The sequence below is a fragment of the Pseudomonas phytophila genome (assembly GCF_025643095.1).
GTDB lineage: Bacteria > Pseudomonadota > Gammaproteobacteria > Pseudomonadales > Pseudomonadaceae > Aquipseudomonas > Aquipseudomonas quasicaspiana.
The window spans coordinates 3310835-3333236 of sequence record NZ_CP081201.1; the positions used below are offsets into that span (position 1 = coordinate 3310835).

Annotated in this window: 21 protein-coding genes and 2 pseudogenes; 10 read left to right on the forward strand and 13 right to left on the reverse strand. The window is 54.9% G+C overall.

What is annotated here, in order from left to right:
* Nucleotides 1–179 precede the first annotated feature (179 nt).
* Both K3169_RS29770 and K3169_RS29775 read left to right on the forward strand, forming a co-directional pair.
* Nucleotides 180–962, forward strand: a pseudogene (locus K3169_RS29770) (MCP four helix bundle domain-containing protein); the annotation flags it as partial.
* Nucleotides 963–1223: 261 nt separating this feature from the next.
* A pseudogene (locus K3169_RS29775) lies at nucleotides 1224–1820 on the forward strand (methyl-accepting chemotaxis protein); the annotation flags it as partial.
* A 580-nt stretch (nucleotides 1821–2400) separates the two neighbouring features.
* Here K3169_RS29775 and K3169_RS15035 read toward each other — a convergent pair.
* Entirely contained in the window at nucleotides 2401–3027 is a 627-nt protein-coding gene (locus tag K3169_RS15035) for a pyridoxamine 5'-phosphate oxidase family protein (RefSeq protein WP_231677033.1), read from the reverse strand.
* A gap of 297 nt (nucleotides 3028–3324) precedes the next feature.
* Between K3169_RS15035 and K3169_RS15040 the strand changes: the two genes are divergently transcribed.
* From K3169_RS15040 to K3169_RS15060, 5 genes are all read left to right on the forward strand, one after another.
* Entirely contained in the window at nucleotides 3325–4257 is a 933-nt protein-coding gene (locus tag K3169_RS15040; protein ID WP_263267042.1) for a LysR substrate-binding domain-containing protein, read from the forward strand.
* A 207-nt stretch (nucleotides 4258–4464) separates the two neighbouring features.
* Nucleotides 4465–5238 (forward strand): ABC transporter substrate-binding protein, encoded by a 774-nt coding sequence (locus tag K3169_RS15045; RefSeq protein WP_263267043.1) that lies wholly within the window; start codon nucleotides 4465–4467, stop codon nucleotides 5236–5238.
* 23 nt (nucleotides 5239–5261) lie between these two features.
* Complete coding sequence (locus tag K3169_RS15050) at nucleotides 5262–6374, forward strand: M14 family metallopeptidase (RefSeq protein ID WP_263267044.1); 1113 nt, start codon at nucleotides 5262–5264, stop codon at nucleotides 6372–6374.
* Between the two features lie 122 nt (nucleotides 6375–6496).
* On the forward strand, nucleotides 6497–7582 hold the full coding sequence (locus K3169_RS15055; RefSeq protein WP_263267045.1) for an aromatic ring-hydroxylating dioxygenase subunit alpha: 1086 nt from the start codon (nucleotides 6497–6499) through the stop codon (nucleotides 7580–7582).
* A gap of 119 nt (nucleotides 7583–7701) precedes the next feature.
* Nucleotides 7702–8100 carry a RidA family protein gene (locus K3169_RS15060; protein WP_099271400.1) on the forward strand — a complete coding sequence of 133 codons (399 nt, stop codon included), beginning with the start codon at nucleotides 7702–7704 and terminating at the stop codon, nucleotides 8098–8100.
* Between the two features lie 44 nt (nucleotides 8101–8144).
* Here the strand turns inward: K3169_RS15060 and K3169_RS15065 are convergent, their stop codons facing one another.
* The 5 genes from K3169_RS15065 to K3169_RS15085 form a co-directional block, all read right to left on the reverse strand.
* Nucleotides 8145–8585 carry a thiol-disulfide oxidoreductase DCC family protein gene (locus tag K3169_RS15065; protein ID WP_231677055.1) on the reverse strand — a complete coding sequence of 147 codons (441 nt, stop codon included), beginning with the start codon at nucleotides 8583–8585 and terminating at the stop codon, nucleotides 8145–8147.
* A gap of 2 nt (nucleotides 8586–8587) precedes the next feature.
* Complete coding sequence (locus K3169_RS15070) at nucleotides 8588–9718, reverse strand: metallophosphoesterase (RefSeq protein WP_231677037.1); 1131 nt, start codon at nucleotides 9716–9718, stop codon at nucleotides 8588–8590.
* Nucleotides 9719–10372: 654 nt separating this feature from the next.
* Nucleotides 10373–11236 (reverse strand): hypothetical protein, encoded by an 864-nt coding sequence (locus K3169_RS15075; protein ID WP_263267046.1) that lies wholly within the window; start codon nucleotides 11234–11236, stop codon nucleotides 10373–10375.
* 61 nt (nucleotides 11237–11297) lie between these two features.
* Complete coding sequence (locus K3169_RS15080) at nucleotides 11298–12119, reverse strand: ABC transporter permease (RefSeq protein ID WP_231677039.1); 822 nt, start codon at nucleotides 12117–12119, stop codon at nucleotides 11298–11300.
* Nucleotides 12116–12976, reverse strand: coding sequence for an ABC transporter permease (locus K3169_RS15085; protein WP_231677040.1), 861 nt, complete (start codon nucleotides 12974–12976; stop codon nucleotides 12116–12118). The genes K3169_RS15080 and K3169_RS15085 overlap by 4 nt, the downstream gene beginning before the upstream one ends.
* 631 nt (nucleotides 12977–13607) lie before the next feature.
* Here K3169_RS15085 and K3169_RS15090 point away from each other — a divergent pair.
* Nucleotides 13608–14228, forward strand: a complete 621-nt coding sequence (locus K3169_RS15090) for a hypothetical protein (protein ID WP_231677041.1) — start codon at nucleotides 13608–13610, stop codon at nucleotides 14226–14228.
* A gap of 56 nt (nucleotides 14229–14284) precedes the next feature.
* Here the strand turns inward: K3169_RS15090 and K3169_RS15095 are convergent, their stop codons facing one another.
* The 5 genes from K3169_RS15095 to K3169_RS15115 all read right to left on the reverse strand — a co-directional run bounded on the left by K3169_RS15095 (nucleotide 14285) and on the right by K3169_RS15115 (nucleotide 19092).
* Nucleotides 14285–15901 (reverse strand): hybrid sensor histidine kinase/response regulator, encoded by a 1617-nt coding sequence (locus K3169_RS15095; protein WP_231677056.1) that lies wholly within the window; start codon nucleotides 15899–15901, stop codon nucleotides 14285–14287.
* Nucleotides 15902–16123: 222 nt separating this feature from the next.
* The gene (locus K3169_RS15100) at nucleotides 16124–16747 is read right to left on the reverse strand and encodes a response regulator (RefSeq protein WP_027898257.1); all 624 of its coding nucleotides are present in this window, start codon (nucleotides 16745–16747) and stop codon (nucleotides 16124–16126) included.
* Between the two features lie 273 nt (nucleotides 16748–17020).
* On the reverse strand, nucleotides 17021–17506 hold the full coding sequence (locus K3169_RS15105) for a DUF4189 domain-containing protein (RefSeq protein ID WP_231677042.1): 486 nt from the start codon (nucleotides 17504–17506) through the stop codon (nucleotides 17021–17023).
* Nucleotides 17507–17591: 85 nt separating this feature from the next.
* Nucleotides 17592–18533 (reverse strand): hypothetical protein, encoded by a 942-nt coding sequence (locus tag K3169_RS15110; RefSeq protein ID WP_263267047.1) that lies wholly within the window; start codon nucleotides 18531–18533, stop codon nucleotides 17592–17594.
* A 181-nt stretch (nucleotides 18534–18714) separates the two neighbouring features.
* Nucleotides 18715–19092 carry a hypothetical protein gene (locus K3169_RS15115; protein WP_231677044.1) on the reverse strand — a complete coding sequence of 126 codons (378 nt, stop codon included), beginning with the start codon at nucleotides 19090–19092 and terminating at the stop codon, nucleotides 18715–18717.
* A 590-nt stretch (nucleotides 19093–19682) separates the two neighbouring features.
* Between K3169_RS15115 and K3169_RS15120 the strand changes: the two genes are divergently transcribed.
* Nucleotides 19683–20123 carry a hypothetical protein gene (locus K3169_RS15120; protein WP_263267048.1) on the forward strand — a complete coding sequence of 147 codons (441 nt, stop codon included), beginning with the start codon at nucleotides 19683–19685 and terminating at the stop codon, nucleotides 20121–20123.
* 37 nt (nucleotides 20124–20160) lie between these two features.
* On the opposite strand, the gene K3169_RS15125 is transcribed toward K3169_RS15120, so the two are convergent.
* Nucleotides 20161–20652: a DUF4189 domain-containing protein gene (locus K3169_RS15125; protein ID WP_122808121.1), complete on the reverse strand. Its 492-nt coding sequence runs from the start codon at nucleotides 20650–20652 to the stop codon at nucleotides 20161–20163.
* Between the two features lie 55 nt (nucleotides 20653–20707).
* Complete coding sequence (locus K3169_RS29780) at nucleotides 20708–21190, reverse strand: DUF4189 domain-containing protein (protein WP_122808120.1); 483 nt, start codon at nucleotides 21188–21190, stop codon at nucleotides 20708–20710.
* 402 nt (nucleotides 21191–21592) lie between these two features.
* On the opposite strand from K3169_RS29780, the gene K3169_RS15130 reads away from it, so the two are divergent.
* Nucleotides 21593–22375: a YfaP family protein gene (locus K3169_RS15130; protein WP_122808165.1), complete on the forward strand. Its 783-nt coding sequence runs from the start codon at nucleotides 21593–21595 to the stop codon at nucleotides 22373–22375.
* Nucleotides 22376–22402: the final 27 nt, after the last annotated feature.

A 22402-nucleotide genomic window follows, 5' to 3' on the forward strand; every position in this document is an offset into this window, starting at 1 on the left:
ATTGGATCGGGTGTTTACAAGGCTTGGGCGGGAGTTCTGGGTAGGCCTGTCTGTGGGCGAAGTAAGCTGGAGTATTGAGGGGCGATAAAGTTTGCCCATTTCCAGTCGATAACGCTGCTAGAGAGGGCTCCAATGCGTGAATCCCTCAACTCTAACAACGACAAGCCTGAGTACTCCCCATGTCCCAGTTCCTCAATCTGAAGCTCAAATCAAAGCTGCTGTTTGCTTTTGGTCTATGTGCGGTCATCACTGTCGGTGTTGCGGCGCTGGGGTACAGCGGGATCTCAACTATCTACGGCCAACTGCAGAGCACGGTCAGCAATAACCTGGTATCGATCCAGAAAACCGATTCGGTTAAAGCCAACGTGATTGCCACCCACCGGGACATGTTCAGAGCCATCAATCTGGGCTTGCGCAAAGCCACGCCGGAAGACATTAACACTGTCGTTTTGTCCTTCAGGGATAACCAGGCAGAGGCTGAGCAACAATTCAAAATCTATCGCGCCACTCCTCTGGAAGCTGACGAGCGCGCGGCAGGTAATGACTTCGAGCGGGACTGGCCCGCGTACGTCGCAGCCGCAGAAAACATCTTTTCGCTGCTGAAAAGCGGCGACGTCGATCAAGCCGCCAAGCTTGCTGATACCGTCGCAACCCCCGCGTATCGCAAGACCATCGGCGAAGTCAAAATCATGATCGAGTCCAATGCCCGGCAAGCGCTTGACGTCGCCAGATCGGGGGAAGATACCAACCATCAAGTGACCTGGGCGCTGATCATCGGCGGACTAATCGCCGCAGTTGCCGCCATCACCCTGGGTCTGGTGGTCACCCGCATGATTACCCGACCGCTCTATCAGTCCGTGGAAAGCGCTACTCGCATCGCTCAGGGCGACCTGACCAAAGAGATCACCTCGAACAGCGAGGATGAAACCGGACAGCTGCTTAAGGCACTGTCCAACATGCAGAAAGATCTTAAAGGCACGGTGCAGCAGATTGCCGATGCATCCGATCAGTTGGCTTCAGCTGCCGAAGAGCTGACCGCCGTTACTGAAGATAGCACACGTGGCCTGGTTCGTCAGAATGACGAGATTCAGCAAGCCGCGACTGCGGTAAACGAGATGACCGCCGCAGTGGAAGAGGTTGCCCGTAATGCCGTCAGCACTTCCCAGGTGTCGAGCCAAACCGCAGAAGATGCGATAAAAGGCCAGCATCAAGTCCAGCAGGCAGTGACAGCGATGAACACCATGGCCGTGGATATTAACGACTCCACGCAGCGTGTCGAAACCCTGGCCGGCCAGATTCGTGACATCACCAAGGTGCTGGACGTGATTCGTGGTATCGCTGAGCAGACCAATCTATTGGCCCTCAACGCTGCCATCGAAGCCGCTCGTGCCGGTGAACAGGGTCGAGGCTTCGCCGTTGTCGCCGACGAAGTCCGGGCCTTGGCCCATCGCACGCAAGCCTCTACTGGCGAAATCGAAGCGATGATCAAGGTCGTACGCGCAGGCGCTGACGAGGCCGTACAGTCGATGAGCAAAAGCCAGTCGATGGCTCAAAGCACGCAGTCGCTGGCAACTGAAGCTGGCCTGGCACTGGAGCGAATCAGCGCCGGAGTCAGCGAGATCAATGAACGTAACCTGGTGATCGCCAGCGCAGCAGAAGAGCAGGCTCAGGTAGCACGTGAAGTCGACCGCAACCTGGTGAATATCCAGGACCTGTCGACCCAGACATCCGCCGGTGCGAACCAGACCAACGCTTCGAGTCAGGAATTGTCGCGTCTGGCGATTTCGTTCAATACGTTGGTGGGCAAGTTCAAGCTTTGAGGGGTATTGATATCTACACATCTTTTCCATGCAGGGATTCTAGTGTACATATCCGTTATCGCGGTCAGGGCTGATATTGGTTGCGCCCTTACGGCGCGTCACTTTTGATAGAGCGCAAAAGTAACCAAAACGCTCTTGCCCCACCACTCGGCACCTCGCTGTCGCTATGTGTACCCGCCCGCAGATCCTGAACCGTGGGCCGCCGCAACGGGCCATCCATGGCCCAATGCGGCTAACTCGGCGTCCTGCCCCTCTTCAACTCAAGGGCGTCCCACGCTTCAGAATCTGCGTTCGGCCAGCGTGATTTAACGGGGCGCCTCAGATCAAAATCAAAAGCTTGGCGGCCTGAAAGCCGACCTGATTGTGTGAGCTTGCCTGTCTTCTGTAGGAGCTGCCGTAGGCTGCGAGGCGGCGTTCAGGCACTCTGCGATCGGGCAAGAGCTTTTTAACTTACTTTTGGCTGGGGCGGCTTCCGGCTATTTTCAAAAGATAGCTATTCTTTCATGGCTCAGCACCCGGATATCGATGGGAGAGTGAGCCGGCTGCGACCATCAAGTTCTCTCCAAACCTTTGAGTCCCATCAATACAACGTATCAGCAATACGCCCCGGCAATGCCTTGTCATACGCATCGCCATCAATTTCGGCGGCCGAGATTTCCTTCAATATTTTCCCGGCAGTCGGCAGCGTGCTTCTTTCCACGTGACGCGCTGCATCCCAAAGTCCCGCCCTAATGACCGCCCGGCTGCACTGGAAATAAACGCTGGTGACGGTGATGCGCAGCACCGATTTAGGCTGCTGGCCATTCACGGCGAAACGCGCCAGTAATTCGGGGTTCACTGATATCTGTGCTGTCCCGTTGACTCGCAACGTTTCCCCGACCCCTGGTATGAGAAACAGCAGTGCCACCCGGGGATCAGTCACGATATTGCGCAGGGTGTCGATCCGGTTGTTACCACGTCGATCGGGCAGATAAAGCGTCTTGCTGTCTTCGATATGAACAAACCCTGCCTGATCGCCACGTGGCGATGCGTCAAGTCCATCGGGGCCTGACGAAGCAAGAATCGCAAAGGTTGCTGACTCGATGAAAGGCCGGTAGACGGGATGAATATGGTCCACCTCTTTGACCATCGAGGGGCGGGCGATTGGGCCGTACAGCTTTTCCAGCGCCTCTGTCGTGGTCACGTACTCGTTGCTGTCCAGTTCCATAGTCATTTCTTTCTACCGTCTTTTTCTGGTTGTTATGCCTGCACTGATGCGGGTTAGCCGTGTTGAGTTTGAGCTATTTTGATGAAGGAAATGTGCTGCTGACAGTCGTGTTGTGAGCTGCATGGTCAGCCAGCCTCAAACCATTGCGTGAAATCAACTACCGTAAATCCCCGGATTGGGCGGCAGCATTCGCTGCCTGCATCTGGATTCGAACCTGACGACCCCTTCTTGTATAAACTCGTCCCCACGCTGTCGCACCCGACTGAAAATCTGGATTAGCCCGTCTGCGGAGACCCCATGGATAATTTGCCCCCTCTGCGTGCCTTGCAGATCTTTAACATCGTCGGTCGCTGCGGCGGTATCGCCGAGGCCGCACGACGCCTTGGTATCTCGACCGGTGCTGTCAGTCAGCAGATGAAGTTACTGGAAGAAAGCCTCGGAATTACCCTGACGGTCAAAGACGGCAAGCGCATTCGGCTTACCACTGTAGGTGAACGTTATCACCGTAACTGTGCAGCGGCGTTTGAGAGTTTGCAGGTCGGAAGGGCTGAGGTGGAGTTGGCAAAAAACACCAGCAACATGCGAGTCAGCGCGTTTCCTTCACTGATGTCCAAGTGGCTCGCACCGCAGCTTTTTGACTGGCAAGACCGCTATCCCGAAATTGACCTTTTTCTGGAAGCTCGCCATGCCGAGCCTTCTACTGGCGGCTACGACATAGACTTTCGCATTACCTACGGCGACCGGATTCCGGACAGTGGAAATGCTATCGAGTTGTTCCGCGATTGCATCGTTCCAGTGTGCAGCCCTGAGTTGCTCAAAGGCCGGGAGCCCATCATCCGTGCCGAACAGATCCTCGACTACCCATTGCTTTCAGTCGACTGGCTGCCAAGCTTCGCATCACCACCTTCCTGGCACGACTGGTTTGCTGCGCAGGAGGTCGACTGCCCGCAGTTACGGGATGGCCATCGAGTGTTTTCCCTGTCGTCCATGGCCATTCAGGCAGCAATCGAAAATCGCGGCTTTGTCCTGGCGCAGTACTCCATGGTTCGCGCGGACATTGAGGCCGGGTATTTGCTCATGCCGCTGGCACGCCCGCTGTTCCTGTTGTCTTCCTATTATCTGGTCTGGAGCAGCAGTGCCTTTGATAAGGCCTGGGGCCGAGACTTTCATCGGTGGCTGGTTGCCCGTGGCAAAGATCAGCATGACTTGAACCAACGCCTCGGAGTTTAGTTTTTCTAAAGCATGAGCCAGTTTTTCTGGCCTTATCTACCCTCAAAGAATCCGTTATGTTGACGCCATGAGTTACACATAAAAAATAAAAACAGTACTGGCACCATCGCTTTTCCATTGTCTGCCAATCATCTCAGGACTTCAGCCGCGCCTATCGCTCGCGGACAGTCGTCCTGTGCCACGAGTGCCCAGCCCGGAAACGCCTCCATGAAAAAACTCATCGCCATCATTTTACTCGCAGCTGTGTCATCCACGGCCTTTAGTAAAGACATCACGACCATTCGTTTTGGCGTCGACCCCACGTTCGCTCCCTTTGAATCAAAATCGCCTCAAGGAACACTTGAAGGCTTCGACATTGATCTTGGCAACGCTATCTGTGCGCAGCTCAAAGCAAAATGCGTGTGGGTGGAAACCAGTTTCGACAGCATCATCCCCGCACTCAAAGCGGGTAAGTTTGATGCGATCCTCTCGGCCATGAGCATCAACGAAACCCGAGCCAAACAGGTGACTTTCAGCGACAAGCTGTACAACTCGCCAACCCGGTTGATTGCCAAAGCCGGAAGCGCCTTGCTGCCAACTGCTGAGTCGTTGACCGGCAAAACTGTCGGCGTCGCACAAGGTTCCACCCAGGAAGCCTATGCAAAAGCCAAATGGGCACCCAATGGCGTGAACGTGGTGAGCTATACGAATCAGGATTTGATCTACCCCGAGTTGATCAACGGCCGTATCGACGCGACCCTGACTGACGCCGTGGTCGGTGATTCCGGTTTCCTGCAGACCCCGCGAGGCAAGGGCTACTCATTCGCTGGCGGCCCGATCAGGGACAAAGTGCTGTTGGGCGAGGGCGTGGGTATCGGCATTAACAAATCCAATAAACAGATGATCGACGCGATCAACTCTGCATTGCGCGCCATTCACGAAAATGGCACTTACGACGCTATTCAGAAGAAGTACTTCAGCTTCGATATTTATAACGGCTGACAGCCGGTCTGCGAGCCATCCTCATGCCTAATCTATTTCCGACTCATCCAAGCTATCGAGGCCTGCGCGAGCGTTTTGTGCAGTCCGCCAAACAAGCCGGGGCGATCCTGTCCCGCTACGACCACCCGCTGCCCGGGCCTTTCGGGGAGCCGCTGAGCACAGACGTTGCATTGCTCGGGCAGCCGAATGCCAAGCGCGTGATGGTTATCATCAGCGGTACTCACGGTATCGAGGGTTACTACGGCTCGGATTGCCAACGCCGCTGGCTGGATATGCTTGCCACCCAGCAACTGCCAGCCGACACCGCCATCCTGATGATTCACCTGATCAACCCCTGGGGCACTGCGTGGATGCGCCGGGTCAACGAAGACAATATCGACATCAACCGTAATTACGTCGATTTCACACAGTCACTGCCTGACAACGCGGCGTACGCAGCGATACACGATGTTTACACCTGCACTGACCTCGACGGAGCAGAGCGCGCTAAGGCCGATGTGCGATTCAGCTCGCTCATTGATGAGCATGGCTGGCCCGGGCTCATGGGCATCGTCGGCGCCGGGCAATATCAGTTTCCCGACGGTTTATTCTTCGGCGGTCACGGCCCGAGTTGGTCGAACAATACGCTTCGCCATATCCTGGCAACCCATCTGGGTAGCGCAGAAGTTGCGATGGCATTCGACCTGCACACGGGCGCCGGAGACTACGGTCACCCTATGCTCATGACCATTGCCCAATCTCAATACCCGGCGCTCCCCGACGCGCAGGCACTGTTTGGCCCGTGGCTTTATACGCTGATTACCGGCGCCAATACCCTGAGCGATACCGGGGTCGCAGCGACTTCCACCGGCTATACGTCACAAGCACTGCTGGATGCGCTGCCTGACGTGCACCTGATGCCCTTTGTCATCGAATGCGGCACGTGGCCCGGTCCTGATGTTCACGACAGCCTGCGTGCTGATCACTGGCTTCATCTACACGGCGACCCTTGCGACGCAACCGGCGAGACCATCAAGCGGGCATTACTGGAACAGTTTTATCCTGCCGATTGCGACTGGCGGGAGCTCGTATGGCTGCGAACCCGACAGATCTGGGAGCGAGCGCTGGCTGCATTTCCGACGATAAAAATGTTGTGAATGTACCGGCCTCTTCTCGGATAAATCCGGTTCTGCCAGTTCTCTGTTCGCCTCGAAAAGCGTGGTGTCAGCAATACGCTGGCTCTTAAACAACAGCGCGAAGCCCAAGAGGAGTAACGCATATGTACTTACGCAATGCCTGGTACGTGGCTGCCAGCGACAGCGACATTGACCATAGCCTGTACCCCACAACTTTACTGGGTGAGCCGGTGGTGCTGTTCCGTAAAACAGATGGCGAACTCGTCGCACTCGAAGACGCTTGTCCTCATCGCAAGCTCCCGCTGTCCATGGGCCGTCTGGACGGTAACCAGATCGAATGCGGATACCACGGACTTACCTTTGACGGCCAGGGGACCTGCACACGAGCGCCTACCAGCGGGAGAATCCCGTCCCGGGCGCGAGTGCATAGCTATCCCGTTCACGTGCGGTACGGGCTGGTCTGGTTATGGATGGGTGAGCCTTCCCTGGCAGACGTCTCAAGCGTGTGTGAAGTGCCGGAGTGGGGCGATCCGCAGTGGGGACTCAGCCGCGGAGCGAGCATGACGGTGCAGTGCAATTACCTGTACATGACCGATAACTTGCTTGATCCCTCTCATGTGGCATGGGTGCATCAGTCTTCTTTCGGCAACGCCGCCTGCGCTTCGGAGCCTGTAACCGCCACTGAAACGGCCAATGGCGTTATTGTCTCGCGGTGGATGCGTAACGTGGAGGTGGCGCCGTTCTATGCACAGTTCGTGACCTTTGACGGGCCATGCGATCGTCTGCAGCATTACGAAGTCCAGTACCCTTGCCAGGCAATCATCAAAGCATTGTTCACGCCGGCAGGTACCGGGCGGGATGAAGGTCCGCTGCATGCCGATGTTTTTCTGATGAACTCTTACAACTTCATGACGCCGGTAGACGAGCATTGCACCCGTTATTACTGGTTCCAGATGCGTAACTTCGAGCCAGGCGATGAGGGGGTATCCCGTCGTTTCGATGAAGATGTTCAACACGCTTTCGCCGAGGATCGCGTTGTGCTCGAAGCGGTGCACAAAGGCATGATTAATCCCCGCGTTGCGCCAATCAATCTGCCCAGTGATGCAGGCCCGGTAAAGTTTCGGCGAGAACTGGCCAGGCGAATCAGTGCCGAAAGCGCTGAAAGCGAGCACGCCAGGCCCGCATCTACAGAACATCGGGTGATCGAGACGCTTAGCGTTTCCTCGTGATATGGCAGGCATTGCATTGTTTGGCCAAGCCAAACAGTCATTTAGCGAACTGCCCGTTTATCCGCCACCCGCGCAAACCTACAGTTGCCACCTGCAAAGCCAACTGAAGGAATGACCTAATGACTGTCCGTGACGTAGTAACCCCGCCTGATCGCCATGCACTTTACGAACTGCATCGCTATTCTCCGGCGATCCGCAGCAACGGCCTGCTGTTCGTATCCGGCCAGGTCGGCAGCAGGGCCGATGGCTCTCCTGAGCCAGAACTGGATGCTCAAGTGCGCCTGGCATTTCAGAACCTCAACGCGATTCTTGCTGCGGCGGGCTGTAGCTTCAATGACGTGATCGATGTGACGGTGTTCATGGTCGATCCGCACACCCATTTCGAACGTGCCTGGGCGGTGGTGGCGGAATACTGGGGGGAAGCGCCGTATCCGACGGCTACTGCGGTGGGCGTTACCTGGTTATCGGGTTTTCAGTTTGAGATCAAGGTGATTGCCAGGTTGCCTGAAGGCGCTTGAAAGGAAGTTCTGCGCTGACTTTGCCGCCTGTCCGCAGACCGGACTTACTGATCCCCTTTCAAAAAACGGCGGTCATGGTCTGCGGTTGGGGCGCGGCTGGAGTCGTATCTGCCGAACAATCGATAGCGATTCAGGGCGATTTTGTCGTACATCCAGTCCCGTAGGATTTGCGGGATAACGCGTGCAACGGTCAGCCAGCGCCAAGGGGCATTCAAGCGCTTGAGGATCTCGAACATCGCCTCGGAGCGTATGGACACCTTGTTGTTCGAGATGAGCACAATGGTATTGAATTTGTCCTGAGGCAGCCCGGCCCACCCCAGCAATGCCTGGCCTTCCGGTGATTGCACCGTGGCCAGTTGAATTCGACGAGCCTGATCATGACGGATAACGAATCGTGCCCAACCGTTGCACAGTTTGCAGGTCCCGTCGAACAGCACCACCGTGTCGTCTGGATTCAGGAACGGGGCAGGGGTGCTCGCTTGCATACTCATTGAGCCTGCTGCTTCGCTGTTCGAAGCGTGATGCGGGTCAGCTCTGACGGTATGCCCAATCGCAGGGCAAATCCGGGCCACAGGGCGGTGCCGTTGTTGACATAAAGCTGCATCCCGTCGACGTCATAAAAACCGGAAACAAAGCCCTCATTCGCCAAGGCGATCACTCGCTCAAGCCCCAGAATCATGCCGCCGTGGGTATGACCGGACAACTGAACAGCCACGCCCTGGCTTGCGGAGAATTCTGCGTTTCTGGGTTGATGGTCGAGCAGGATGATGGGTGTGTCTTTTGGCGCGCCTTGCAGCGCTTGCTTCAGGTCAGGCGCGGGGAAGCCGGTTTTGGGTGCTGTTACATCCGTGACGCCCGCCAATACAATCTGTGCGCCGTTACGCTTGATCAGCGTGTGGCTGTTCGCCAGAGGGATCATCCCCAACGAAACGAAATGCTGCATCCAGGCTGCATTGTCAAAGAAGTACTCATGGTTGCCGGGAATGACGTACACACCGTCGGGAGCGTGAAGATCGCGCAAGGCGTCAATGTCTCGGGTCCGGTCACGGATCGAACCGTCAATCAGGTCGCCGGTGACGACGATCAGATCGACACCCAGATTGTTCGAGTCCTTCACCACCGCTCTTGTCCACGGCTCATCAAACAGACGACTGATATGCAAGTCCGTCAGTTGCAGAATCTTGTAGCCATCAAATTGTGGGGGCAGGTTGTTGATCGTTATCTCGATGTCCTTGACGGGCGGAACCCGTATCGCCTGGTTCACACCGAGTGCTGCCAGCAAGAGCGCCGCAATACCAAATCCATAACGCAGGTTGGCTGGAATAGTCAGCTTTTTCCGCCGAACCAGCATCGTTACCAGCGTAATCAGGTCAACAATGATTTGTCCCACCGCGATGAGCAGAATCGAGCCAAAGGCCCAGTTGAACAGCATCACGACAGTTCGCGGAAATTCCGGGGAGAACACGCTGCCTGAGGAAAACCGGGAGTACAGGTGATATTGCGAGGCGAGCACCAGCAGCAACGCGACGGCGATTCTTGCCTGCAATTTCCAGGGCATTGGCAGGATGAAACGGACGATGACATACAGGCACGGCAGGCTGAACATGACATGGAACATTAAACGCGTTTCCTTTGACGGTGATCGTTGCTGGATGCAGGTCGCCATTGCATGGAGACCCCGGCAGCGTCATCCAAAGCTATTTTTACAGGCAGCGCACCTTATCAGTTCCAGCCGAAAACCGTAGGGCGGTGTTAAAGCTGCAGCCTGCAGCCACTGAATTGAAATGCGTACTCACTGAAACAACACGTAACCACCTAAATTTACGCAGAAACCTGTGGGACCGAATTTATTCGGGAAGAGGTCGGTACATCCGCCACATTATCGTCGTCGGGAATGCCGCCTTCCCGGATGAATCCGGTCCCACTGGTTCTCTGTTTGCTGCAGGACACCGGGGCGGTTCTGATCAAAAAACCCGTCACTATCTGAATTCGCAGAAACCTGTGGGACCGAATTTATTCGGGAAGAGGTCGGTACATCCGCCACATCATCGTCGTCAGGAATACCGTCTCCCGGATGAATCCGGTCCCACTCAGACTGTGTGAAAACGTAGCGAGCGACGGCAAGACAAGGCAAAAACAGGCGAAAAAGCGGAGTCTAGGTGTTCTAAATGAGCATTTTTCGCCTGTTTTTAACGCAGTATTGCCGAGCGCAGTAGTTTTCACACTGTCTGCACTGGTTCTCTGTTTGCTGCAGGAAAGCATGGTGTCAGGGTCATTTGATCGGTTCATACACCTTGCGCGTAGCCTCGTACCTGTAATCAGTCACTATTTCGGGCTGATTACCGGCGGCAGGCACCGTCACTCGCAGCAACGGGAGGTCGCTGCCTTTCTGCGCAATGAACTCGAGCTTACCGGTCGTGTCGCCACAAGGAATGGCTCCGGCCGAGTCGGGCCCGCAATTGGCTTCGTTATTGAAACCGGCTTCGAGGGTTGCCAGGTAAGTCCACCATTTGTCGTCGGTATTCGACAGTTCTTGAGGATGGAACAGCAGTATCTCGATCGTTCGCATCCGCTCCCCGGACACCAGATACCATGTCGGCAGCGCCAGCAGCATGTCGCCTGATGGGGTATTCCACGTCTGCGGTTCACGCGTCGTGTCGACTTCGTTGCCTCGCTCGCTGCCGCCAAATTCGCCGATGTACGGTTCTACGCCTTTTAGCAACCACGGCGACTTGCTGCCGGGTTGGCTGGTGACAAACGTGGCATGCGCCATGGTTACTTTGGTATCCGGCGCAGGAAAGTCATTCTCGAGTTCGGCACCGTATTTGTCCGGTGTCTCCCAGACAAACCCTGTGTAATAGAGCGTTCCGTTCAGTTCGAACTGAAAACCGTACCAGTAATTGATCCAACTGCCGTTGACCGTCGGGTAGGACAAGTCACCGTTCCCATCCACCCTGCTGATGTAATACATGATGCTGTCGGGGCGCGGTGGTTTTAACTGTAGAGCCGCTCCTGTGGCAGGATCCCTCGCGATTGGCGCAGGCGCCGCGGGTGCGGCGCCGTCGTCATGTGCCAATGCCGGCCCTGCCGCCAGTGCTGCCAGAGCGAGAATCAGTGGAATGGTTTTGATGAACATTGGATGTCCTTGGCCTGAGAGCGGCTACTGGTTTCAACAGCCTGTTTTTTCAAAAGAAGGTTCATGGCCTGCGTCCGCTGCCAATCATCAAGAGTGAAAGCACAGTCAGGAAGATTACGAGAATTGGTAATGCGAAGCTGAAAGGTGCAGCCTCGGAATAAGCCATAAGCTGCGTAATCATGAGTCCAGGCTCAGCGGTTGGAGGACTGACCCCGGCGCCTAAATAGGACAGTGTTGCTAAAGCCAGAATGGCTGAGGCAGCACCAGATGCGGAGAAGGTCATGAGTCTTGATGACAACTCAGGCCATACATGTCGGCGTATTACGTAGAGTGTACCGTGCCCCTGCTGGCGGCTGTCTGCCACGTCCGGCGAAGCCAGCACCGTGCGCGAAAGTGCGCGTGTCATACGGAAGCATTCAGTCCATAGCACCAGTGCGATAGCGCCATATACCGCCAGAAGATTTCCCGGAAATATCACGACGATCAGTAGCACCATCAGTAATCGGGGCAGGACCAGAAACACTTCGGCCAGCAGGCTGAGACATTTATCTATGACACCGCCTGTCCAGCCGGCAAGGATGCCAAGCAGTATTCCGGGTACTGCGGCTGTGATGACACTAAACACAGCGAACCCTAGCGATAAGCCTACAGCGGCGGCTAGCCGCGCTAGCATGTCACGGCCCAGTTCGTCTGTGCCCAGGGGATGCCCCTGCACGGGACCTGACAGCAGCGCTGTGCGATCCATTTCCAGACTGCTTACCCCCCACATCAAGGGCACCAACACGGCAAACAGTATCAGCGTTGCGAGAATGGAGAATCCAATGATGCGAGGCAGGGCATGCGTCCTTGGAGAGTTGCTCTGGATAGCGGCTTCGTGGCTCATGAGTTCCTCCGACGAGAATCGATGGAGTGGTTTACCAGGTCAACAATGGTTTTGAGGAGCACGAACATCAGCCCGATAGCCAAAGCGCTACCCTGCATCATTCGTGAGTCGCGTTCGGCGATAGCGCGCACCAGTTCCATGCCAATTCCAGGCCAGGCAAAAACTGTCTCAACGACGATGATGCCTTCCATCAAATACACGAGTTGAGCGCCGAGAGCGGTGACTATCGGGCCCCTTATATCGCGTAAGCCGTGCTGCCTGAATACTGTGAATGCGCTGAGTCCTTCAAGTCGTCCGGAGGTGTAATGGGGCGCTGAAGTGACTGCTAATGTGGCGTCTCGCGCGGCAAGCGAAGACACTGCTGCCAAACCCAAGGCGAGGGTTACAGTTGGAAGGATTGAGTGAGCGAATGTGGCGTGCCCTTGAGTCGGCAGCAAACCCATGGCCACAGCGAAGATCAATACAAAAATAATCGCAAGCACAAATTGCGGAATTGCGCGTATTGCTGTGCTCAAGAGCAAAAGCGCGCGATCCGTCCATCCACCCCTGTGCAAGCCTGCAATGATCCCAAGCGGTAGCCCGATCAATAGGGAAAGTATCAACGCACCGACGGCCAGGGGGATTGAACTACCCAGACTTTGAACAACCCTGTCCAGTACGGGCTCCCCCGAGGCTATGGAACTGCCGAGATCAAAAGTCAGGACGTCACCCAGCCAGCCCAGAAAAAGCCACGACACCGACTGATCAGGGCTCAACGGCGTACGAAGCTGAAGGATTATGGATATGAACGTCAGTGTCCCAACCAGCACTGCAACCATGAATGCATGCAGCAGGCGAAGGCTCAACAAGCGAATCATGCTGCGTACTCCTCGGCGCGATCAGGTTGCGGATTGCCAGTGGCATACACCTCGTTTATGGACCGGAAGATGCTGTGCGGGCGCGACGGCTTTGACGGTAAAACCGCTCCAGTGGCCGTATCTGTCACGGCAGGCGCACGTTCGCCGAGGGTTGTATTAATAAGCATTGGATGTCCATGTCTTGTGAATACGGAAGTCTGCTCGAGCCAGGCCCGTGCAAACCGTGCTTATGGGAATCACGGCTCTGCGCTACCACGAAGTTAGGATGCTGGGCAGTGCATCCTTCGCCTGGAAGTCTTATGAGTGCATAAAGTAAATCAACGGCCAATATTTGAAATAGTACACCTGTACTATGTTTGCCTTTCCCAGGAAGTGTTAGGTTCAACCCATCAATCGGTGGTATCGCCCGTTACAAGTTTGCACGGTATTAAGAATCTTGGTTTACAACAGGTGTGAAGTGCACGGCAAAACTACTGAAGGGAGTTGTTCATTGTTGAACGGCGTAATGAGAGTCTCGGCGGCAGTTGGTTTGCTCGCCTCCACAGCGTGTATGACACTGCCCGGTTTGGCCGCAGGCAATAATTCTGCTCAACCGAGTGCCGCCGAACTTGAGGCCCTATTGAAAGGCGTGATGAATTCGGCGTATGGCGCTGATAATTACGACGCCTCGCGACAGTGCTGGAAGCACTCTTTTCAGGCAGGTCAGGACTCTTTGGATTACTGCATGCTGGGTACTGTTTCCAGAGTCGTCAGTGCCGAAACCGGCAGCACTGTTTACGTGCAAGCCCACAGTGATCCTGAAGCTGAAATATATTCCCAGGTTGATCCCGGACTGGAAGGGCTTTTTCTGGCCGGGCTGGACGCTAACCAGAATGTGAAGCTACTGGCCTCCAGGCCGGCAATCGACAAAGGGCAGGCAGGCGATTGCGGTTGCCTTGATGCCAAAGTCATTCAGGTCGGGCCTGACCGATATGGCTGGCTGTCTACCACTGGTGGTATCTGGCAGGGCGTGCAAGTGACTCGTTATTCACTTGAGGTTCCTGTTGGTGATGAGATTCGTGATGTTTCGGCGATTCCACAGATCAGTGAAAACTCGCCGGATGAAACCCACGAACTTAAGATCAAAAGTGACGGCGGGGTGGTGGCAGGTATGTACCCTCTGGAAGTAGTCAGCAAACGCAGCGATAAAGTGCTCGACACACGGCTGGTGCAGTACGACGAAGCCAAGCGGATTTACCCGTGGGCTCAATGAGTCGCAGCCGCTAATAAGCCATGCAGCAAATAATTGCCGCATGCCAAAGCGATATATCAGGTCAATGCAGGCGTCGCGTAACCCACGTCCTGCATCTGGTTCATTTTGAAACTCAGCAGTAATGAGCGAAGTTCAGCAGGTCGTACGGGCTTGGACAGTATCGGGATATCCGGATCGTTGAGCGATTGCTGTACATGCTGTAATTCATGACCGGTAATCACGATAGCGGGTATCCGTCGGCCATGCATTTCGCGCAGATAGGCAATGCTGTCAGCACCGGTCGCGGTCCGGTCAAGGTCGAAGTCGGTGACAACAAGGTCGCAATCCACGCGGGTCTGGGGGATCGCTGATGCGGTCTGCACATCGCAGCCCCATTTTCGCAGCAACATTGCGGTCGCTTGCAGAACGTTGTGGTTATCTTCAATCAGCAACACACGCAAGCCACCGAGCAGGCGTTTGTTCCAGTCGATATCAGGCGCTGGAACCACCACGTTGGCGGGTACGATCGGCAAGCCGTCAATGATCACGGATGTGCCGCGCTCAGGCCATGACTTGATGCTGAGTTGCAGTTTCAACAATCGGGCAATACGGCTGACAATACTCAGCCCCAGGCCGACGCCCTCAATGTCTTGATCTCGCTTCTCACGAACCCGATAAAACTCATTGCACAAGTGCGGCAAATGTTCAGCCGATATTCCGCGGCCAAGATCGTAAACGCCAATGCTCAACTTGCCTTTATGCTGTCGGCAGCCAATCAGTACCGGTTTGTCTGGCGCATATTTGAACGCGTTTGAGAGTAGATTCTGCACCAGCGTGCGTAATAACGCGGCGTCACAGCGAACATGCTGGCGGCACGGTCGCAGTCGGACTTCAACGCCTGCCCAGTTGGCCGCTTCGCTATTCTGACTGACCAGATTGCTCAGTAAAGCGTCGACATCGATGGTTTCCAGATGCGGCTTCATATCGCCCTGATTGAGGGTGTAGATATCCAGCAACGATCGGAAAAGTTGCTCAACGGCGCTCAAGGCCCGGTCGATGTTGTCGACCAGCCGCCGCTCATCATTGCCCAGTTGCCCGTCGCGCAGGCAGGCGGTGAACAAACTGATGGAGTGAATCGGTTGACGCAGGTCATGACTGGCTTGTGCCAGGAACCGTGACTTGGCCTCATTCGCGGCCTGGGTTTCCTCAAGCGCGATATGCAGACGCGAGAGCAGGAAATAAACGAATAGCGGCAGCACCAGCATCGTCAGGATCATCATCACCGCAACGGCAGGGTGTTGCTGCAGGAAAGGTGTGAACTGGATGATCAGCGCCAGGGAGGCGAGGGCAAATCCGGTGGCCAGCAACAGATACGTGCGCCCGTAGCGCATGCCGTAGCCCACCGTCATGCTCAACATTACCGAATAGACGGGCAGCATCGCTTCGCCCCCGACGGTAATGGTGACAATCCCGGCCATATTGTCGACCACAAGAGCAAACATTCTGCGCGGAGTTGAAGCGCCAGGTTTTTGTGCGATGCGTATGATCAACCCCGTGTTGACGATACCGAAGGCCAGGCAATAAGCCAGAATCACCCACATCCGCGTAGCCGTCATATCGTCCATTGCATAGGCGATGAGGGTGTATAACGAGGAGGTGGCAATCACTGCCATGCGCAACAGAGCCTGAATCATCTCCAGGTCTTTGCATTTGGTGAGTATCGATATCATTGACATCGCAGCGCCTTATCCTGGAATTGGCCGAAAGATTGCCAGGCTGGATCACATAATGCGGTTATAACACCGGACTCTTTTGTCTTCCCTGGAACGGTCCGTATGTTGTTGGTTGCCCATGTATAAACAGGGCGGGGCACTGGTCGTCTGAAACGTTGAGGCCGACGTGGAGTCAGCCCTGCGTTACTTGATGACCAGGCTGGAAAACTGCGCGGCAGCGGCTGAGCGTGTTGGCACGCCCAATACCTTGAGCAGACTGGATACATGGATGCGCACAGTAAAAGGGGAAACACCCAGTTCCTTGGCGATTTCCTTATTGGTTTTTCCAGAGGCTACCAGACTCAGTACCTGTTTCTGGCGAGCCGTCAGGTGGCTGAGTATCTTCACGTCAGCATCGTTAAGGATCGAACCGCCGGGTTTGTACTTGACGACAATCTCACCTTCGCGAATAGCGAGGATGGATTCTGCAATTTCCTGGGGATCGATGTTCTTTCCGATAAAACCGTCCGCGCCATGTGACATGACGAGGGAGATGGTCTCCAGATCATCGACCATAGACACCACAATGATGGACGTGCGTTTGAATTCCGCGCGCAGTTCGGCAATGGCCTGCATCGAACTCAAACCGGGAAAATGCAGATCCAGAAACAACGTATCAACTTCAGTGCCGGACCGGGCCAATGCCAGCACCTCATCGAGATTGCTGGCCTGCTCAATGACCGACCCGGGTAGCAGTCGCTCGATGGTCCGAAACATACCTTCACGAAACAGCGGGTGGTCGTCAGCCACGATAATTCTGCACGACATTCGTCTGTCTCCGTAATTCGAGGGAGCATCATACATACGAGGACGCGGTCTGTATCAAAAGTGATACGCAGTCAGAGTGTGGTTTCGTCGCAAAGTTGCACTGACAAGGGAACTTTTCAGGCGAAAGTTTGTGTGCGGTTTCCCTGACGAGGGAGAAGCGAAGGGAATCTGTTGCTTAGGAAGCAGTGGTGCGGGGACGGATTCGGCAATGCCGGGCACTTAAGGTTCGAGTACAACAATCTCTGAGCATAGAACAGCTTGCCCGGCTGCAGACTAATATTTTTTGAAAACCGGATCAGTGCACGCTGAATAAATAACGCTGCATGGCGCGCCCCCATTTACTTCGCAGTCTTTCGTTGCCAGATCAATTGCAATCTCCTCGCTTTCCGCCCCCTGGATATAGCTGATTGTTTTTGACGAAATCATGGCAGCACACTGATTGAAGAATACAAAATCTACTTCGCAATCTTTCGCTTCGCCTTGGGCGCATAGACGCATCGCCGACTCTCGCGCCTCGCGTTCAGAAAACTTGCCGACGGCACCGCCCGACTCGCCCGTCGCATCTGATCCCGCAATAGCGCCCCAGGTTTTGATCCATTCACCTGTAGGCCGGGGAGGAGCACTCTGGTTGTACTGAGGGTCGTCCGGCAGGCATTGCATGCTACCCGCCTGAGCGCCCATCGGGCAGCGTGTTTGTGCTTCTGCATACATCCCGAATATCAACATTGGCAAGCAGGCGAAAGGCGCGATCTTTTTCATCTCAGAACCCCGGTCTTTGATACTTCACGCTTGAACCAACGCCGTCACGGCTGGTGTGCCTGTGACGGCGTTTAATCTCTTATACCTACTCAGCTTTCAAAGCGTACGTCGGGCCCCACGCCGAATCGCCCTGGACTTCACGGGCCTTGATCTGGATTGGGCGGTAGGTAAGCCCTTTCAGGGTTTCCGCCAGTTTAGGCATGCCCCAGTCCGCAGGGTTGTCGGCTTTCCTGACTTCTTCGAGTTCCCCAAGCATTTGCACAAGGGCGACTTGTTTGAGCTCGCAACGCATCTGCTCCTGATCCGTCTGCTTGCAGCTTTTCTCTTTGAACGTTGCTGCGGGTGGTTCTGCGAAGAAGCCATCAATCAGAATGACTTCGCCAGCGGCGATATCAAAGGCGGCAAATTCCTTGTCCAGTTCGACCTTTACCGCACGGGCTTCGAGGGTCCGCTGCTCCGTGCTGGACACCCAGCCAGCGGCGGAGGTTTGTTGTTTGACGTCGTAGGATGATTTCCCCCAACTGGTGCATTCATTGTTAACAACGCGCCTTGAGGTGCAGTAATCCTCCTGAACTGTCTGATTGCGGTAGCTTGCGTCCTCCCATTTCTGACCGCGCTCGAACTCGTCGATGGTAAAGGATTTGAGCATCGCATGGCCTAGCGGCGATGGGCTGATATTGCGCCCACCAGGGGTTTCGAAACCACGCGTTCGTGGCAAGTTGTAGCTCACGCCGCTGATTGAGTAATGACCAGGATCGACCAGATAAATCATGTACATCGTCCGCCCGAAAACCACCTGGAAGTAAGCGTGTTTCGGGTCGTCCTCATCGCCGCGGTTTTTGGTGTCGTACCCCACCTTGAACATTGAAGAAGCACGCGAAGTATTCGTCCACTCGGTGGTGCCCGAGCGCATCCTCAGGAAGTTAGCGATGGAGTCATTGTTCTGAAAATCAGTGTGCAGGCTATCCAGGCTTGGGCTGGGAACAACAATGATTGCTTTGCCTGCACTTTTGAACTGCGCAAGCATTTCATCTGTTGCGCTATTTTGGGCAAATCGGGAGGCAGGCTGCGCTGGAACTGCCTGAGTAGTGCCGTATGGCGAGTAAGCAGCGTAGGGCGACGATGTCGCCGGTACGCAGCCGCTTAGCGCTACGCCACATATACTGGCGCTAAACAGCAGGAGGGCGTGAGTCGATAGCGTACTCATTTCAGCAACGTCCGGCAGCTTTCAACAATGCATTACAGTTTGCTGGTGCGGCGGCGGGTGCCGGAGCTTGATTGCCGGTCTGCTTTGCAGAACCCTCGACAGGACCAGAACACAGCGTGTCCGAATCAAGGCCGACGAGGGTAGTGTAGTAGCAGTTGTAAACACCCTTGTTTGTCTGTGCTTTGAACTTCACAGAGTCGAGCTCGCCGCGCTTGTCAAAAATCCGCACTTTCTCAGGCGTGGTATTAAGTGTGACGGCTGCCTTTTCCTGCAGACCGCTATCGCTGACCGTTTTCGACGCGATCATTCCGCAACCTTGCAGTAATAACGCTGCGGTAACGGTGCCGAGTGCCTTGATGAGTGTCTTATTGGAGATCATGATGTCGCACCTGTTTAGTTTTAGTTCGGTGTGGAGATGTGCAGAGCAATGTGCTCCGCAGATAATCGATGCTTAAAACTTTTCAAATATCGGATCAGTACACTCGGCGAGTGCAATCCTGCAGGACTGCCCAGAGTTCTTCTCGCACAATGTCATTGCATCGATCAGATGCGCGTTCCTTACTGTCCCCTCTTGAAGTGCCCGCATCTGGCCCGCATTGTGGGCTGCCCGGAGCTACCCCGGCAGGGCACGCTGTCTGACCAAAAGCGGAGTGAGACGCTAGAAGTGCAAATAACGAACACAGTTGGGTACGACGCATTAGATGGCCTGTTTAAGAAAGTGAGGTCTGCGCTCGCATCGATCGCGACGGTTCATTATTCAGTGTTGACGTTAACGCCCAGTCAGTCGCCGGGACAATAGTACACATGTGCTATTGATAAGCGCTGACCAAGTGCCCCACTATTTCTGGAGGAATAATCAGGCCGCAGCACTCAAGTGCGCGGGCCCTTAATTGCAGTATTGGACTGCTAGTGAATAACGTGCTGGTTGAATGAGCATGTTGTGCATCTTGCAAGGACAGGATTGAAATAATGTTCAAGATAACAGTGGCGGCTTTGATGTTTTTAGCTGTTTCAGGTTGCGTTAGCCTTAATCCCGAGCGCGAAATGATCAAACAGCTCATAGGCAAGGATGTCAATGAAGCTAAAGGGTTTCTGTTTTCAACCATGGGCAATCCCGTGTATGAGCCAACTCCCGTACCCAGCATCATTGCCGATTCCATTCCGGGCAGTGTCGGGGGGTTATACCAATGGGAAGCGCTGGCTTATTACGAAGATGTGCCGGAGCAAACAGGGTCGTACCAGGATGTTGACTCAGGTCGGCCCGTCATTGTGCACACCTACGACTATAAACGCGTGAATCACTACTGCACGGTCAATCTCCAGGTCGACACTCGAAATATCATTAGAGAAGCGAAAGCGGTGGGTTCAGGGTGCACTCGGATGTCCAAGAGCTGGTATTTCGGTAGCTGACACAGGTCTCAACTGCTCGCACTGAATGAATGACGCCTCAGTACTTCCTGAAGTACGGTTCGGTGCAATCCGTGCCCCTGACGAAACATTGCGCCCCGGAGTCCTCTTGGCATTCTTGCAATGCAGTTCGTTTCGCAATGTCCGCGGTTTCAGCGGTGATGATCTTCCCGCCTGTACGACCTTTGGCTGCCTGTACGACAGCCACACATTGATTCTTATAAGTCATGTTGACCTTGCAGTCCGAATTCCCAAAGTCCGCACAGATTTTTATTGCTTCAGCTTCGGCGTCGTTTTTTGAAAATTTCCCGGTACTGCTGCCGATATCACCGCTTTCCGAACTAGCGATCGCCCCCCAGGTTTTAATCCATTCACCTGTTGGCCTGGGAGCGGCGTTCACTTCTGCCTGAGGATCATCCGGTATGCATTGGATGTTTCCCGCCTGGACTCCGATTGGGCATCGCGTTTGGCCCATGGCGGTGGTGGAGATAATCGAACCAAACAGAAATACACACGAGAAAGAACGGAGCATTTAACAAACCTCGAGCTGGTATCTATTGGGCGCATTCAGCCCAGGTTGCTGCCACTTAGAATTTCTCGAAAACAGGGGGCGAGCACTCTGTTAACAGAACAGCGCAGGTGGAGTTTGTGCTGCTTTCACATTCCTTGACTGCGAGATCTGCGGCTTTCTCCCTCGGTCCTGTCACGGTTGCTGATTGCCCTGATTCGGCTCGGGCCACCGAGATGCATTGATTATAGAAATAATGCTTCGCCACACACTTGCCTGCACCAAACGCTTCGCACCGAGCGACCGCCTCTGCGGCAGCGTCGGATTTGGATAACTTGCCTGAGGCCAGTCCAATGTCTCCCGAACTGTTTGCGGAAAGAGCCCCCCAGGTTTTGATCCATTTTCCCGTTGGCTGAGGCGGTGAAGAGTCGCCTCTCGATGTGCTCGAATCAGGTCCGCATTGCGGGCTGCCTGGTGCTACGCCGCCTGGGCAAGCTGTCTGTCCTGACGCGGCAGTTGAGGCAAGCAGGGCGAGCAGTGTAAAAAGTCTGAAACGTCGCATTCTGAATGGCCCGGGATGTTTATCTGGGGAATGACGCAATCGACAGCGCGATAACGTGGGTCAGGTAATGAAAGTCGCTTAACTGATAGTTTTAATGGTTATTGCTATAGAGTCGGGTGCATGGGCCTATCGTGAAGTGACCCAGACCGATAAAACATAGTACATGTGTGCTATTGAAAGCCGGGCTGGCCTCCAAGAATAATGGCTGGCACTTGCTCCTGCGCTTTATACCCATGCGGGTGTGAGCACTAATAAGATTTATTCGGCATTCCCGTGCCCCATTGCTCAGGAGAGCTGACGTTGCGCGGTATGGACTTAGCGTTTAATTCGCATAAAAAACAGGGTGCTTTCATGCGCGGGACCAGTGACAAGCTGTATGGAAGCGCGCCGGTGCGTTGCGTGATGGCGCTGGTGTTAACGTTTGCCTCGGTGACTACGGCTTGCGCCGAGTCCTCTTCTGCACTCACGGAACCCGTGGGTGGCTGGCGTTACAACGGCCTTCTGGACCGAAGTGAGGCACCGCGAGTCGCGTATCCCACACCTCCCATCGACCGCGGCGCACAGCGCAGTCGCACCATGATCGAGGGCCAGATCAAAGCCCTTGGCAAACAACGCGGCCCCAATGTCCTCTCGGTCAACGGCAACCCTTTGAACCTTTATACGGATGAGCAGGGGCGCTTTGCCCGGCCATACGCCTTTGGTGCGGGCTCCAACAGTGTCGAGGTGCGCAGCGCCGAAGGCAAATCCCTCAAACGCGTGCAGTTTTATGAAGCCAACAACCAGCGCACGCCAGCACGCATTCGTGTCGTGCTGGGCTGGGATGATCCAAATGCCGAGCTCGACTTGCACATCGTTACGCCCGACGGCCAGCACGCGTTCTTCGCCCATCCAGTGCTGACCAACGGCGGCGGTCTGGATACCGACAGCGTGGATGGACCTGGCCCGGAGATGTTCACCATGACTGCGCCGTTGCAGGGCACCTACCTGATTTACGTGAATTATTGGGGCAACTACAGCAGTGGCGGCGGTTATAACTTCGATGAAGCCAGTAACGAAAAAGAAGTGATTACTTCGCAGATAAACCTGGTGCTCAACGAAAACACTGTCAATGAAAAACGCGAGACATTCATCGTGCCTTTGCGTGGCATCGGTGACCTGCTCTTGGTCAAGACATTCAACTATTGATCATCCCCTCCCACGGATGAATTGGGT